The sequence below is a fragment of the Paenibacillus sp. FSL P2-0089 genome, from assembly GCF_038595095.1.
GTDB lineage: Bacteria > Bacillota > Bacilli > Paenibacillales > Paenibacillaceae > Paenibacillus_AQ > Paenibacillus_AQ silagei.
This window is the reverse complement of record NZ_CP152006.1, coordinates 742,614-758,583: the sequence shown is the minus strand read 5'-3', so window position 1 is coordinate 758,583 and position 15,970 is coordinate 742,614. Positions and strand designations below refer to the sequence as shown.

Genomic DNA, 15,970 nt, shown 5'->3' with positions numbered 1-15,970 from the left:
ATCAGGGGCACTAGTGCTCCTCATTTGGTGGTTCGGCGCACTCTCGGGAGAATTCAGGAGCACTAATGCTCCTCATTTGCTGGTTTGGCGCACTTTCGCTGAAATCAGGGGCACTAGTGCTCCTCATTTGGTGGTTTGGCGCACTTTCGCTGAAATCAGGGGCACTAGTGCTCCTCATTTGGTGGTTTTGCACACTTTCGCTGAAATCAGGGGCATTAATGCTCCTCATTTGCTCATCTGGCGCGCGTACGGCGAAATCGAGATCACTATTACTTACACACGTCAGCACCAGAGGGATTCACCCCCTTCATTCCACCATCCGGCCCACTTTCAGCAACATTAAAGGGATTTATCCCTCTCTTTCCACCATCCGGCCCATTTCCACCAGCATTAAAGGGATTTATCCCTCTGTTTCCACCATCCGGCCCACTTTCAGCAACATTAAAGGGATTTATCCCTCTCTTTCCACCATCCGGCCCACTTTCAGCAACATTAAAGGGATTTATCCCTCTCTTTCCACCATCCAGCCCACTTTCAGCAACATTAAAGGGATTTATCCCTCTTTTTCCCGCCATCCGGCCCATTTCCACCAGCATTAAAGGGATTTATCCCTCTCTTTCCCGCCATCCGGCCCATTTCCACCAGCATTAATGGGATTTATCCCTCTCATCCCGCCGTCCAGCCCACTTCCACCAGCACCAAAGGGATTTATCCCTCTCATCCCGCCATCCAGCCCACTCTCAGCAGCACATGGTCAGCCGCCGAACTCGCGTGGACTATAGATCCTGCGGTTGTGTTAGCCTGACCTAATATGGTTGTGATAGTCTGACCTAATATAATAGTTTGTCATAGCACTCATCTAATCTAGTCTCCGCTCATCAGCACTCCACTCATCTAATCTAATCTAGTCTCCGCTCATCAGCACTCCACTCATCTAATCTAGTCTAGTCTCCGCTCATCAGCACTCCACTCATTTCATGCCGTCGCTACTCATCGCATCTCCGGCAGCTGCTCTTCTTCCAGACCGTGGAGCTGGTATCCGTTGCCGGCATAAGTCTCGTAATAGACCTTGCCGTTGCGGTAGTAGAGCAGATCCTCCAGGTGGAAGCCGCCCATCAGGTTCAGCTTCTCCACGCCGCTGCGGCGCTGCTCATGTACGAAGCCGAGCCGGTAGATGCGCGTGGTCTCGTCTGCACTGAAGGCATAACGCAAGAATTCGGAGGAGCTGTCGCCGAAGAAGTACTTCTCCTCGTGGCGGTGCTCCTGCGTGTACTCGAACAGGCGGACATTCATCGCCGCCTCCTCCTCCAGACTGCGGTAGAGCTGCTTGAACAGCTCCTCCTTGGAGACGATATCCCGGTTCTCGTAAGCGGCTGCAACATTGGCGCGCCGCAGCAGCTCCTCCTCGAACGGGAGCGTGAACGGCCCCGCCGTAAGCAGCTCCCGGCGGCACAGCCCGATCAGCCGCTCAGCCACCGCCTGGCCGCCTCCGTTCACCAGCAGCCCGGAGAGACTGCCCATGAACCGCTCGCTGAAGAAGATCCCCGCCCCGCGCCGGTTCTCGATGTCCTTCATGACCTCATCCGTCACCGTGCGGTAGTACTCCATAATATTCTGATCTACCGTCTCCTTGCTGCGGCCGATGCTGGCCAGAGCGACACTCTGCAGCTCCTCCTCCAGCGCTTCCATCTTCGCAACCTTGGTCTTGCTGTCTGCATGCAGCTGCTCCAGTGCAGCGTCATAGCGGAGACAGAGGGCCAGCTCGCTCTCCAGCAGCAGAAGCTCATACTTCTTGCCGTAGACGGACTCGAACAGGTAATGAATGAAATTGCGCACCGTCCGTTTGTCCAGCAGCGGCACCCGCTGGAACGGCTGGCGCTCCACGCTCTCCGCATAGAGCCGCTCCAGCTCCTCCTGACCGGAGAGCAGAGCGGAACGTAGTCCGCCCATATGCTGGCGCAAGGCCTGCAGGACGCTGCCTCCCTCACCTGTCTTCTCACTGGTCCATTCCGCCAGCTGGTAGAAGGTGACCGGGGAGGCTCCCGCCTCCTCGGCAGCCAGCACTCCGGCCCACTCCCGGGCCGGATCAATCCCGGCAGCTCTACGAGCAGACACCTCCGCAAAATTACTGCGGAAGTAAGCCTGCGCCCCTTCCCCGAACAGCAGCTCCTCAGCCTCGCGCAGCGAGAGCATCCGCAGCTGTGAATAGGACGGACGCCCGTGGCTCATCAGCCCGGTCATCTCGGCGAGAGCGGACTGCTCCGGCAGCAATTCCGCCGCGCGGTCCCGCAGGGTATCGGCTCCAAGGCCAAGCATCGCCTGCCGCTCCTTAAGACTCCGGGTATGGCCTGCACGCAGCCGCCCGGACAGATAATGCAGTGCATGGTACAGCACCGCCAGTGCAATCTGGCGGTTCGGCCGCCGCACCGCCGAGAAGCCGGCAGACGCATAGCCTTGTCTGCCTGTGCTGCCGCGGATGCCGCTTTTGAACGTCATATTATTGTAGCCGCCGTGCCCGGAGGCCTGATCGGCCGCAGGCCGGACCCGGTTCTTCAGCAGGCTGATGTGGGCGATAATCTCGTAATTGTCGTCCATGCCATGGACCGACATCAGTCCGCGCTCATTCTTGTCGGAGAGCAGATAGACCAAATCGAACAGCGGAGAAGGACCATGCGTCACGGGAATGGACAGCCCTTCCTCCGTCACCAGCAGCGGAGCGCTTAAGGCATAATCCGCCGCCTGCATCCCGTCCAGCTCACGCAGACAAGCCAGCCCGACCGAGCTGGAATAGCCGAAGTTATCCCCCTGCTCACGTTCGTTAATCAGCGCGTACAGATCAATCTGTACCGATTTGAACGACTGGCTGAGAATGGCGCGGGCCAGCAGCACGATCTCCGGCATCAGCACATTCTGCGGGTCATCGACCCGTGTAATGACAGACAGATGGATGACGTCAAAAGAAGAATACAGCCGCCCGTAATCCGCTATGCTGTTGCTTAACTGACGCAGCGTCCGGTTCATTCCGGCTAAATACTGGCTATCCTCATGAAATTCACGGTACAGCTCACGCCGGACCGTACGCGGATCACGCCCTGCCGTATCCGGCAGGGTCATGTGCATCACGCGTTCATGGACACTGCTGTTACCGCTGCCGATCCGCCCCTTGACCCCCTCCTTCTCCTGCGTACTGCCGCTGCCGTTATGCGAACCGGCATGCAGTGCCATCACGCCGCCTACATTGTCCCATTTACGCTGACAGCGTTCCAGCACCGGACCGATGGCCGGGGTCACCTTATCGCCCAGAAACAGGAACAGCGCAGGGTAATGGATACTGCTGCGCCCATCCCCCTTATTATGCTGTGCTTCCTCCTGGGCAGCGTATTGCTCAGCATATTGTAAGGCCTGATCTCTGATCATAGGCCTACTTCAGCTTTCTGCGGATGCTGCCAAGCTTGCCGGTCAGGCTCTTGTAGAAGCCGTACATTTCATCTCCGTTGGCATGCTCTACCCGCTCATATTCCAGAGCGTCACGTGCCTCCAGGAACGAGACATACATCCCTTCCAGCTTATACAGCAGCGGAGTTACATCTTCAGCTGCCGTCATTTCTCCGGCCCGGCGCGCTGCCTTGCGGAGCAGGAGACTGCGGCTTTTCTCATCCAGCTCACGGAAATGGCGGTAGACGGCATACTCCACATAGCTGCGTTCCTTCATCAGATTCGCGAACGGCTCCCAGGCATCCTCGTCCTCGTCACGGTCATAGACATAGAGCGCGCCTTTTTTGGTAATGGTATCGGTGTACAGCGCCTCAATGAACTGGTCCAGCCATTTGTCTTCATCCAGATGCTGATGCACCAGCGCTTCCAGTTCCGCAGATTTGGCCGCCAGCGCATCGTATTTCGCCAGCTCCTCACGGACACGGGCAATGAGCTGCGGGGAACGGATCAGGTTCTCCTGGGCCAGCTCCAGATTAATACTGCCGAAGATATCCTTCACGGCTTCACGTTCAATACCTCCTGTGCGGAGTGCTTTGAGCTCCTCAGCGGCCTTGCGCACTTCACCCAGATTCGGACGCGGCGCATCCAGCTGCAGATCATAAGCACCCAGCAGCTTGCCCAGATCCAGCGGCTTCGTGAAGATCACGGAGAAGCGGCTGCTGGTGTTCTCGTCCACACCCTTCTCTATGATTACACCCGACTCCAGCGCCCGGCCGAAATCTGCCCGCACTCTGGCATTGTACTCACGGACCCGCGGATTCGCATACGTATCGCCCCAGGACTTCTCCGGGATCGGCGAAGGCAGATAGGTCCAGTTGTCCTTATCGGTCATCACCAGATGGCGGCCGATGCCTTCCTTGTCGAGAATGGTCCGCTCGTAGTTCTCCTCGTACACCCGCAGCGGTGTATATACGAACAGCGGCACCCCGTTGCGTGTATTCAGCCAGAAAATCCGGTTCTTGACCTCGCTCTCCTTGATCGTGAACTGCGATTTGCCGAGTGCATTGTTCTGATAATTCCGCACACCCTTCAGAATCCCCGGTGCCTTCACCGGCACAGAGACGAAGCCCCAGGACGGGAAGTGCAGACTGCCGGAGCTGTTGCTGAGGTGGAAAATCGGCACCGCATCCTCATCCAGACGTCCGGCAATAATCCGCTCCACGAACTTATCCAGCGGCTCCTCGCGCCCGTATTTCATCACCAGGAAATCCTCCATCGAACGGGTAATAAGATCCCCGAACTTGTCGCTAAGGAACTCGGATATGGAGCGGACAATATCAATCTCCTGCTCCCTTACCCAGCGCCCGGAATGCTTCAGCATCTCACGTGTGAAGTCACGGATCAGATCATCGCCGTCCTTCTGGTCCATGATTTTGGAGATGGTCGCCGAGATATCCGGCACGTTAACGATATTCCAATAGTAGGTTTTGTTGCCCTTGTGGTCGGCCTGCTCTTCGCCGTTAATCAGAATGTCGCCGTTCTTCTCGAAGATCGAGCTGAGCGCGGTCAGAATCTCGGTGAACACACCGTAGATCCGGCTGTTCTCTTCATTCAGCAGCTCATACAGATCCTCATAGAACTGGATCATCTGCTCGGTGCGCTCCACATCGGCATGCAGCCAGTATTCATTGATTTTGGCTTCAATATAGGCGTTCTTCTTCTTCTCTTTGGACACAAAAGCGCTCCGCGCATCGCCCAGCTTATCCTCTGCACTCTCCTGTGCGGTCTCAATATCACGCGGCAGGCGCAAGAGACTCTCGCGCAGCGCTTCAATATAAGACTGGATCAGCTTCAGGATGCAGAAGCCCTTCTCGGTGTACAGCAGCCGCGACACATAGAACGGCCCCTGCTCAGGATGCAGGAAGATGCGCTCCAGCTCTTCGCCGAACCGTCCGGCAATCTCACCCGGAAGCTGCTTCTTGGATTTGATATATTCCTCACGCGCACGGGCCAGGAAGTTCTGCTCCAGCTCCGTATCCATGCTGACGACCTGATTCTTGACGACATTGGCATGGCTGAGGCGCTCGCTGTTCTGATAACCCGGCAGCGGCTCCGGCACACGGGACTCGAACGTCTTGATCATCGTATCAAGATCGATGCCGAGCTTGCGCGCCATCTTCTCCACATCCTCCTGATTCGGGGCGTGATGGAACATCTTGTCCATTTTGTCGAAGAGACGGTAAGCCAGGTAAGTTGTCATTTCCTCAATCGGCAGCACGGCCGAGGATGCCCCGATAATGTTGTATTCATAGTTGGCAGGATAGGTCTTGTTCATCTGGGCAATGTTCGTGCGGATGTTGCTGATATAGTCATGGATGGCAAACTCCTCGCCGGAGGCCTTCTCTTCACTGGCCATGAAGTTGGTGATATTCTCAGCCGTCACGTTCATGCAGTAATCGTAGGCGTTCTCCAGCAGCTTGCCTTCCGTATTCGTTGCGGAGATGAGATGACAGAGATTGAACGGCGGCAGCGGCGAGTTGACGCTCAGAATATTGCCGTACTTCTGGCGGAAGCGTTCGCCCCGGCTGTCCACGTTCATCCAGTAGTCCAGCTCTTTGAGCGCGGCATACCCGTTCTTGCGGATATATTCGCGGGTATGCTCGCTGAGGCTCTTGTTGGACAGATTGACGTCCGGTGTGAACAGATAGCCCAGCGTATTGACACGGTCTATCCCGGCTGCGCCGTAGTCACGCTCAATAATGCCGCGCACGATGTAGGCAATATCCAGGAACGCCCCGCTGCCGGTTCCGCCGGACAGACCGGTAAGCAGGAAGACCATGAGCTTCTTGCTGGTGCCGACAGACAGCGTCTTGATCTTCTTGTCGATGGCGGCAACCACCTGGTTAATCTTCGTGAACAGCAGCAGACGTCCGGCCTGACGCACCCCGGCGGCTCCGTTCATCCCGTCTGTGATGCTCAGCTCCGGCGACAGCCAGTCTGTAATGTAAGAATCCAGGATGCTGCGGTTCTGCAGCAGTCCGCCGATCTCGGCATTGGCCAGCAGAACGAATTCATTCTGCGGGTCGAGGCCGATGCCCTTGTATTTTTTGCCGCGGTCCTGTTCATTGGTCTCGAACGCCAGGAACTCCACGTTGTCGGGCTTATCCCGCTTCTTCTTGGACAACGGATCTTCAGGCAGCTTGAAGCGGCGGTTAATCTGGTATTTGAGCCGCAGCAGGGCATCGATGCCCGTGCCGCCAAGCCCGATAATGAGGATCGGGTTGTCGATGGTATCCACTCTGATCTTGTCGCTGACGATTCCTCCGCCAAGCGATACATCCAGCTGTTGAATATGTTCTCTTACTACCGGTTTCATAGGTTCTCCCCCAAAAGTTGTGATAGCCTACACATCCCGAATCACTTCGCATGATCGCTTCGGGAGCATACACTTAGCCTGCTTATCAGATCAAATATTCCAAAGAAATCGTCTTGTCTACCGTCTGCAGAGAGACCGTTACCCGGTCCCCGCTCTTCATCTCCAGGCCCCGCGAGGGATCAGCAGCACGCCCCGAGCGTTCCACCGAGATCCCTTCGCCTCCGCGCAGCAGAAGCCGGTCATGGGTTCCCGGGGTAAAGACCAGCTTTTCGCTCTCCTTAAGTTCGGGAGCAAGCTGCAGGAGCTGGTGAAGAGTGAACTTGCCGCGGAAGGCGGCGAGCTTCTTGTACTGCGGATAGGTTTTCTCTCCGGTGTTGCCGTCCACCACTTCCACCACCAGTTGTCCGACGAACCCCCGGTTCGCCTTACTGCGCAGCAGCCAGAATGCGGCTGCAGCAGCCAGCAGCAGCACAATGCCGCCGATGATATAGTACAGCGTGTTCGAGGTCTTCTCCTCAGCAGGCTCTTCGCCCGCAGGAGTGCCTGCTGACGGCGGGGTGGTCGCCACCGTTCCGGTCTTGGCATTGATGGTCAGCACATCGCTCTCCCGATAGAAGCTGCTCTCTTCGGCCCGGACCTTCAGCTCGTATTCATGATTATCCTTGATTTCAAAAGCACCCTTGAACTCGGCACCCGAGTTATCCAGCGGAATCTCCTGCACTTGGCCGGTGTCCTTATCTGTAGCCAGCAGCACGGCCTTCATATCCTGGTACAGGCTGCTCTCTGTTACCTCTGTTCCATTGCTGAACAGATGCGAGGAGATATCCACCGTATCACCTTTGCCGTAAGACTTGGAGGGCAGAGCATCCAGCTTCAGCTCCAGATCGTAGTTGAATACCAGGTTAATATCGATCTTGTCCTTCGGCACTCCCTTGACCTGGAGCTTCCAGTCCCCCTCCTCCGGCGACAGCAGCTTGATCAGCGTATAGCTGGACGACTTGGATAACAGCACTTTATCGGAGGGGATCGCTACTTCCTTCCCTGCAGGATTACTGAGCTTCGCGGTCACCGGCTTCGAGGACATGATGGAGATATTCGCTTCGAGTACGCTGCCGTTAGGCACATTGACCGTAACTTCCTGATAATCGCCGTTTGCCGTAATGGACGGCACCGGCACCACCTTCAGCTTCAAATGGCTGGCAAAAATCTCGCTGAGAATCTGCGGCAGGTCATCCGCGGAATTCGTAGTGAACGCCTTGCCGCCTGTCTCGCTGGACAGTCCGGCCAGAATATTCTTGTTCAGCTTGCCGTCAGCATTCAGCCCTATGGTATATACGGGATACCCCTTCTGCTTGGCAGCCTCTACTGCCGCCTTCAGCTCCTTGTCGGAATCGGACTGTTTCCGGCCGCTGGCTTCATTCAGGTCATTGTTGCCGTCCGCCAGCATGACGATCATCGGCTCATGGCCGGGATCGCTGCCGTTCTCCAGCACCTTCACCGCCTCTTCCATCCCAACCGCCAGGTCTGTGTAGGGTCCGCGGCTAAGCCCATCGATGAAATTCTTCAGATCCTCCTTATCGCCGGCGGATTTGATGCCGAGCAGCGCCTTCTCGCGCTGCACCTTATCGGTGTAGGCCACAATGCCTACCTTATCGCCTTGGGTGGACAGCATATCTATGAACATCTTCATCGCTTCATTGGCGATCTTGTTCTTGTCGCTCTTGTTCATCGAGTTGCTGACATCGATCAGCAGCACAGCGTCAATATGTGAGGGTGCGGCCGAAGCCGCGCTGGCTCTCGAAGCAGCATATGGAGATACAGTGATACATAGAATCATGAGCAATACAGGCAATATGCGCTGCAGTCTATTCTTGGCCTTACTGAAATTACGTTCGTTACGAAGCATAAATAGGGCTCCTCTTGTGTGAAATTAGGCGGATATGGCAGATCCGTAACGCATAGCTAAATTCTGTCAATAGCATGCCATTATGATATAATTAAACCTTGTAAACTTCAACATAGTGACCGCTGGACCGGCACTTCCGCTAGTGGCAATCGCCATCCTGAGCCGGATAGACTATTCTAAGTATACGCCGTAATCCTGAATATTTGATTAAAAGACCGTAACCAGAGCAGAAAGGAAGAGTTCCATGATTACATACGCCATACTCGGGATAACGTTTCTCTATGCTGTGATTCAGATCATTCTATATGCTTCCCGCCAGCGGAAGCCGCTCACCCGTGAGGATATCGACGAGCGCCTGCTGGCTGCATTGAACGGAGGGGATACGGCCCGTGAGTAAAAAGAAACCCGTCATCTTCCGTCCCTTCAAAGCCCCCCGTTACTCCTTCGAGAAGCTGCGCATCTGCCGCCGCTGTCACCGTTACACCGCGCTGGGCGAGGAACGCTGCACCCGCTGCGGCCGCGCCTCGCTGACTCCGGTGGAGAAGTATGCATTGTCCCAGGCCGGGCGCAAGATCCAGACCCGGCTGCTCGTTATCCTCCTGCTGACCCTGGCCGGAATCTATTTCGGGCAAAATCTGCAGCAGATGGTGCTGTGCGGCGCAGGCGGTCTTGTATTAGCCGGACTGGTCTACTATACGCAGCGGAAAGTACGGCAGAACGAAAATTTGTATGCGCTGAACAAACTGCTTGGCCGTAATATTTTCAGCATCAAGGAGGATCTGGAGCTGAACCGCCAGGAAGCTGTGACGGTACTGCGTGAAAATGATGTGCTCGCTTATGAGAAGCTGCGCGAGATCTCCGTGCTGCTGCGCGGAGACCGGATCTCCCGCCAGCGTGTCGCCCTGCTGCACGGGTTCCAGCTGCGCAAGGACATGACGCTGGAGCTGGAGCAGCTGCTGCTGAAGGACTTTGAGCCGCTGCTGGCAGAATATATCGGCGAGATCGCCAGGGTCCGTCCCGAGCTGATCAAAGACCGCACCCTGCGCTATGTCAAGAATTACGAGGTGCAGATTCTCGAAATGGATGAAGGGCTGGTCATTATGACCGCCGTTGCCAGTGCTGCGGTCCGCATGAAGCGATACGCGCTGCTCTACTCCGGCATGATCGGCCGCTATGTGCAGGAGCTGCCCAAGGACCGGTTCCTGCGCTTATCCAGACTGATTGCCGCGAATCCCTATGAGCCGTGGAACGGCCTGGATGTCAAGGTGGAGGAGATCCGTGAGCTTAAGTACCGCTGGGACCCTGAAGTATAAGGTTAGAAGCCGACTGCCGCTCTAATCCTTATCTATCAATAAAGGGGCTATATTATATGACGATCATACGGGCTATAACCCTGCGGAATATTATGATTATTCTGTGTATTTTGATGCTGCTCCCGCTGGGACAGAAGGCGCTGGGGATTAAGAATAAGCTTCAGGATGTACAAGAAGCTGGAGAATTGTACGCTGCCGGGGAGCTTATTGCTGCCGAGAACAAGTACCGTCTTGCAGCGGCCAATCATTCGATTCTATATAAAGAGAAAGAAATTTCGGCGAAACTGACAGAGCTGGCTCCTATTACGAGCATCCGCACGAGTCTGAGCAGACTGTCCTTAACGCTGGAGGACCAGCTGACGGTGAAGGATTTCGCAGGGCTTATGGAGAGCTACGCCTCCCTGCTCAGCCTGAAGAGCAAGTATATGACGCCAGGCGGTCCCTATGAAGCCTATTATCGACAGCTCTCGGCAGATTCAGGCCTCTCAGACAAGATGACAGCCGGGTTCCGGCTGTTCAAGGAGGAGTATGTGGCCGGACTCGCCGCAGATTCGTCTAAGGGGGCAGATTCGGGGACAGGCAGCGACAGTACGGACAATCTCAAATGGAGCCTGCTGCAGATTCCGGCAGACTATTACGGAGGGGTGGCGGCCAAAGAGGAGTTATTGGCTTCGAGCTTCAAGGCCCATGATACCGCGAGGCTCAAGGCTCTGGCCGCAGCCGGAAGCTTCGGGCCTATGCTGGAGAGCGCCCTCTCTATGGAAGAAGCTTATAAGAATCATAGCTATACCGCACCCTGGCTTAGCAAGCAGGTTCAGGAGAGCGCTTCGCTCATCCTGAACAAGGATCTGGACGGTGACCTCACCGCAGCCTTCGCCGGACATGCCGCCCGCTACCGCAGCTATGCGGCATCAGCCGGCATTACCAGCTCCAAGGTGCTGAAGCTGATCGACAACAGCATCGCCCGGCTGCTCCGCGAGGGCGCGCGCCATGTGCGCGGCGGCCGGTATGCGGATGCCATCAGGCTCTATGCGGAGCTGGCCCCGGTGCAGGACACCTCCGGAGAGACTGCTGCCGCAACGCTTGCCTGGAATATGGCCGAGCCGCTCCGGCTGCTGCCGGGCGGAGAAGTGCCGGGCAGCTATTCCCTTACAGCCTCCGTCACTGACAAGTACGGGGCCAAGGTGGCTGTAGCCGGAGTAGACGCTGGCGGCAAGCTGGTCTACGCCGAGATGAGCGGGGACGGCACGGTCTCCACCCGGACCGGGGAGGTGATCCCGGGTTCGGGGATGCTGAGCGCTCTTTCTTTTGACGAAGCGTTGTCTGCTTACTCCGAAGTACCCGTAGTTGTAGCTAACGGCGGTGAGGCTGACGGACGCAGCATCTTCACAGGCTATACCATCCGGCCGGAAGGAATCTCCCTGCTGTTCAGCTTCACAGGCAGCAGCTATGAGCTGATGGCGGAGGATGGCTCCATCCGCGTAATGAACACGGATCTGGCCGATGGTGTCGAGGGCAGGACCGCTATTTTCCGCCTGGTGAACGGAGCATATGAATTCTCGGAACTCTATCAGGAGTTCACTTACACCCCTATAGATGCTACACAGCTTGAGCTGTTTCCTTATGAGAAGGTGATGCTGTCCTGCGATATTTACTTTGATGCTGCCGGAAGAGCAGTTGCGCGTTCGAATGGACGTGAGCTGCTGCTTCAGGGCGAGGTGCCGCTAATGACCGGATCTGCCGCAGTCAGCGGCCAGTTCGCGAATGAATTCGGAGAGGTGGAGACGGAGCTTGGGGTGCAGACGGTGCCTGTGTTTGTGGTCGATTCGGCCCAGAGCTTAAGCCTGACGCCGCCTTGATGTGCGGAATACAGAGATTACAGGTCACTGAGGGATGGCTGCGGTGTCATCGCCGGGTGTTGCACCGTTTCAGAGTGGCATCAAAGAATGGTGTGGTGGAGCGGTGTGTGGGATAATGTGCAGTGTGCGGTGTGCGGAATGATGTCGTTGTGGTGGCGTAATTGTAGCGTGATGGCGGACAACTGGATGCTCCGCGGACTGTGAGGACTCTATTTGGTCAAAAAGACAATTTTTCTGCCCGCCACGGACTGAGAAGGCGTTAAAAGGTGCGGTGACGCTGAAAATGAGGCGATACAGGTTGGTTAAGGACCTCTGAGTCCGGATAGATTACCGGAATAGCGCAAATAGCAAAAATAGCGGCCTTCCAGTCCGCATGGACCGAAAATCCCAAAACGGAACACAAAAACGCAAGAGTCACACGGGATGTATGCCGCCCTGACTCTTGCGTTTTCTTTTGACGCGTGGAGATGCGTGGTTATCGTTCACGAACGGCGGCCCTTAGCGGCCATCAGACTTCCCTTCTTACGGCTTAACAGCCGGAGATACCGCTTCCGGGTAGACAGCACCTCCGCCGATGCGCTCAGCGTCTCCTTCACCTCGCCAAGCACCTCCTGAGTGTCCTTGACCGACTGCTTCATCCGCCCAAGCTCCGACTTCACTCCGTCACTCCGCAGCTTCGCCGCCTCCACCGTCTCCTGCATATTCGCTTTGAACTCAACCACTGGCGCCTTCAGTCCATCGACGGATTGCTTCACTCCATCCAGGGACTGCTTCAGCCCATCCATGCTGTTCTTGAATTCCTTCAGCGGGTTGCCCATGATCGACTCCTCCTAAGCTCTCTTTCTCTATATTACCCAGAATGGAGGGAGCGGGATTCAACTCACCTGAAACTCTACTCTATTACGGTATGTGCAGATGCTCCGCGCCTTTGCGCTTACTGCTGTGCCGGAAGGAATACAGCGGCCAGACGGAAGACAGACCTACTGCCGCAGCACAGGCTACGAACACCGCCACATAGCTTCCGTTCGGCCTGTTCCCCCCACTGATCATCAGACCGCCGGCCGCCGTTCCGAACATCATGCCGATGTTGCGGGATAACGCCAGTATACTGCTGACCCGGCCAAGCTGCGATTTTGCCGCCAAACCCATAACGATGCTTGTGTTAGGCGAAGTAATCATTCCCATAGCACAGCCTAGCAGCACGACCGGCAGCACCATCGCACCTGCTCTCAAAGCAGGGGAGCCAAGGCCCAGCGCCAGCAGCGTGACACTCATCAGCAGCAGGCCGGCGGCCAGAATGCCGAGCGGCCCTTTGCGGTCCGCGATACTCCCGCTGACAGGGGCAGTTACCACCAGTGCCAACGGATAGCCGATCATGATCAGCCCTACCCACGCCGGCTCAGCTCCGGATAGGCGCAGCAGCGAAGGCAACGCCAGTTGTGCGGCAAAAGCGGCCATATACGTGATAACCGTAATCACAATTCCGGCAGCAAAGCTCCGGTCCGTGAACAGGCTGAAGCCGTTCTCCGCAGGCGGGGAGTTGCGCTGAGCGAAACGGGCATATCCTGTATAACCCGCTGCCAGCCCTACCGAGACCGCGAGCAGCAGCAGTACGGGTACAGACAGGAATGAGGAGCGGCTGCCGAGATCGAAGGCCACCATCAGCGAAGTAAGACAGACAGCCATCCAGGCTGCTCCGGCCAGATTCATCCGGCCTCCGGCGGTCTCTGTATCCCGGGGAATCAGCCGGTGTGCGAGCATAGCCACAGCCGCCGCCACAACAGCCAGCAGCCAGAAGTTGCTCTCCCAGGCAAACCACTGGATCAGGAAGCCGCCTAAGGCCGGACCTGCCATCGAACCCGCAGCCACGAAGGTGCTCATCAGCCCCAGCGCCCGACCCCGCTGCTCCGCCGGGAAGAGCGAGACGATCAAGGCCATGTTGGTTGCCTGATACATGGAGGCTCCCGCTCCCTGCAAGACTCTGAAGCCCAGCAGCATCGCTTCATTCTGGGCGAGCGCGCAGCCCAGCGCCCCTGCTGCGAAGGCGAACAGCCCCAGATTATGCACCTTACGGCGGCCGAATCTGTCCCCCAGCCTCCCCATCACAGGCAGCAGCACTGAAATGACCAGCAGATAGATGCTGACCACCCACTGTGCAGAGGCCACGGGAATCTGCAAATCAGCGGAAATATCAACCAGCGATATATTGAACATCCCGGCGGACAGATTGGACAGGAACGCCCCAAGACAGATGACCACCTTAACCGCCGTGAGGTTTACGGCCCGTTCCAGTGACGGCATCGTGAGGCTCACGACAGCTGCTGCAGCACAGGCTGGTTCCAGATCTTCCAGCCCGCTTCAATCTCTGCGGCTGAAGCAACCACGCCGAAGTATCCCTTCATATTTTCCAGCGTCATGTCATGCGCCGCCCGGGAATAAGAGGCACAGGCGTCCTGAACCATCACAATCTGATAATCCAGCATGAACCCGTCCCTTGCGGTCGACTCCACACAGACATTGGTGCTCACTCCAGTCATAATTAGGGTTTCGATCCGCAGCGAACGCAGCACCGAATCAAGCCGGGTGTTAATAAAAGCGCTGTACCGGTGCTTATTGACAATAATCTCCTCCGGAAGCGGGGATACCTCGTAGAATTCAGCGCCCCAGCTTCCCCGGCGGCAGACACTCAGCGAGCCCCGCCCGGAGCGGGAGGTCCAGACCGGAGAGTCCGTCGCTTTTTCATGAAAGGTCTGGATGTAAATGATCGGCACTCCCTGTGTTCTCGCCGCCGTAATCAGCCCGTGGAGCTGCGGCATCATCTCACCGACGGCTGACACATCGTTCCCGCCAGCGGCCAGCGCGCCTTCCTCATGGCAATAATCATTCTGAACATCTACTATAATAAGCGCCGTTTTATCGGGGATAATCAGATCGGCAGTTAACTCCATTCTCGTCACCTCTTTAGTTATTGGAGAGCTATAGCGCTCAGCTTACTTTGCTGCTGTTTTATTCACAAACTGCATATCGACCAGGTCATCATAGGTATACTCGCCTTTGTAGATTCCGGTCTTGATCATTACATCCATATCCTTATCCAGCGCCTCCTGCGAGATCACCCCATCCGGACTCCAGAGCTGGTCGTCATACGCCCGGTCAAGCGCAGCTTGGGCAGCAGCATCGGGAAGCGTAGGGAATTCCGCCTTAAGAACACGCATCGCCAGCTCTTTATCCTCCTGGATCACCTTCAGTGCCTTGACGACAGCATTCACCGCCTTCTGTACCGTTTCCGGGTCCTTCTCCAGGGTAGACTTCTTCACGCTCAGCACCGAGTAAGCATAGTCACCCAGATCATGGAATTTGTAAAAAGGTTCATCCCACACCCCCTTGCTCATCCCGTCACTGATCTGCGGCTCCGCGCCGTTCGCAATATCCGCCGCCCCCTGTTGAACCATCGCCACCACCGTGGAGCCATCCGCAGGCTCCAGCAGCCGCACATCCTTCTGCGGATCAAGCCCAAGCTCAAGCAGCAGATATTGGGTCAGCAGATTAGGCGTACCGCCATGCCGCCCGGCATTCAGCTTCTTGCCCTTCAGGAAGGCTGCCAATTCTTCAGCTGAGCCGCCTGCCGGGGCTGTCCCTTTTTTGGCCATCAGATAGACATTCGCCCGGTTCACCACATTGCTGACCGAGACGATCGGGTCTGAGTTGCCGATATTCGCCAACGCATTGGACTCCGGCCCGCCGATGACCGCCCAGGCATCCCCGCTGACCACCGAGGTGACATGCGTGCCGCCCGCAGCCTGAAGCATCTCTACCTCAAGACCCTCCTCGGCAAAATACCCCTCACGCTGCGCCACATACAGCGGCAAATAACCTGTATAATGCAGCGGCTCGGCGATAACCAGCTTCTTCAGCTTCTCCGCGCCGTTCCCTGCAGCGGCTGCTTCCACTTCAGCATTGCCTTTGCCGCCGCAGCCGGACAGCAGAATTACAGAGGCCAGCAGGACGGCCGACAGCTTCATTGTAGTAACATTCTTCATTGGCTTCTCTCCTCTATCTTGTTGAAATGATTGCCCGCTTC

The 15,970-nt window shown here is 56.6% G+C and carries 11 protein-coding genes; 3 read left to right on the top strand and 8 right to left on the bottom strand.

What is annotated here, in order from left to right; genetic code table 11:
- Nucleotides 1-269: 269 nt before the first annotated feature.
- The 4 genes from NST69_RS03080 to NST69_RS03065 all read right to left on the bottom strand — a co-directional run bounded on the left by NST69_RS03080 (nucleotide 270) and on the right by NST69_RS03065 (nucleotide 8,717).
- Nucleotides 270-575 (bottom strand): hypothetical protein, encoded by a 306-nt coding sequence (locus NST69_RS03080; protein WP_342548455.1) that lies wholly within the window; start codon nucleotides 573-575, stop codon nucleotides 270-272.
- Nucleotides 576-990: 415 nt separating this feature from the next.
- Entirely contained in the window at nucleotides 991-3,417 is a 2,427-nt protein-coding gene (locus NST69_RS03075) for a transcription initiation factor TFIID (RefSeq protein ID WP_342548454.1), read from the bottom strand.
- A 4-nt stretch (nucleotides 3,418-3,421) separates the two neighbouring features.
- Nucleotides 3,422-6,811: a tubulin-like doman-containing protein gene (locus NST69_RS03070; protein ID WP_036731349.1), complete on the bottom strand. Its 3,390-nt coding sequence runs from the start codon at nucleotides 6,809-6,811 to the stop codon at nucleotides 3,422-3,424.
- 85 nt (nucleotides 6,812-6,896) lie between these two features.
- Nucleotides 6,897-8,717: a vWA domain-containing protein gene (locus NST69_RS03065; RefSeq protein ID WP_342548453.1), complete on the bottom strand. Its 1,821-nt coding sequence runs from the start codon at nucleotides 8,715-8,717 to the stop codon at nucleotides 6,897-6,899.
- A gap of 244 nt (nucleotides 8,718-8,961) precedes the next feature.
- Between NST69_RS03065 and NST69_RS03060 the strand changes: the two genes are divergently transcribed.
- Genes NST69_RS03060 through NST69_RS03050 form a run of 3 tightly spaced genes read left to right on the top strand, consistent with a single transcriptional unit; the run spans nucleotide 8,962 to nucleotide 11,889 of the window.
- Complete coding sequence (locus tag NST69_RS03060) at nucleotides 8,962-9,114, top strand: hypothetical protein (RefSeq protein WP_155991665.1); 153 nt, start codon at nucleotides 8,962-8,964, stop codon at nucleotides 9,112-9,114.
- A complete protein-coding gene (locus NST69_RS03055; protein WP_342548452.1) occupies nucleotides 9,107-10,030 on the top strand; it encodes a hypothetical protein in 924 nt (307 codons plus the stop codon). The genes NST69_RS03060 and NST69_RS03055 overlap by 8 nt, the downstream gene beginning before the upstream one ends.
- 56 nt (nucleotides 10,031-10,086) lie before the next feature.
- On the top strand, nucleotides 10,087-11,889 hold the full coding sequence (locus tag NST69_RS03050; protein WP_342548451.1) for a hypothetical protein: 1,803 nt from the start codon (nucleotides 10,087-10,089) through the stop codon (nucleotides 11,887-11,889).
- Nucleotides 11,890-12,371: 482 nt separating this feature from the next.
- On the opposite strand, the gene NST69_RS03045 is transcribed toward NST69_RS03050, so the two are convergent.
- From NST69_RS03045 to NST69_RS03030, 4 genes are all read right to left on the bottom strand, one after another.
- Nucleotides 12,372-12,707, bottom strand: coding sequence for a hypothetical protein (locus NST69_RS03045; protein WP_342548450.1), 336 nt, complete (start codon nucleotides 12,705-12,707; stop codon nucleotides 12,372-12,374).
- An 82-nt stretch (nucleotides 12,708-12,789) separates the two neighbouring features.
- The gene (locus NST69_RS03040; RefSeq protein ID WP_342548449.1) at nucleotides 12,790-14,202 is read right to left on the bottom strand and encodes an MFS transporter; all 1,413 of its coding nucleotides are present in this window, start codon (nucleotides 14,200-14,202) and stop codon (nucleotides 12,790-12,792) included.
- Nucleotides 14,199-14,837 carry a cysteine hydrolase gene (locus NST69_RS03035; protein ID WP_342548448.1) on the bottom strand — a complete coding sequence of 213 codons (639 nt, stop codon included), beginning with the start codon at nucleotides 14,835-14,837 and terminating at the stop codon, nucleotides 14,199-14,201. Before NST69_RS03035 ends, NST69_RS03040 begins: the two co-directional genes overlap by 4 nt.
- 42 nt (nucleotides 14,838-14,879) lie before the next feature.
- Nucleotides 14,880-15,929 carry an ABC transporter substrate-binding protein gene (locus NST69_RS03030; protein ID WP_342548447.1) on the bottom strand — a complete coding sequence of 350 codons (1,050 nt, stop codon included), beginning with the start codon at nucleotides 15,927-15,929 and terminating at the stop codon, nucleotides 14,880-14,882.
- Between the last annotated feature and the right edge of the window lie 41 nt (nucleotides 15,930-15,970).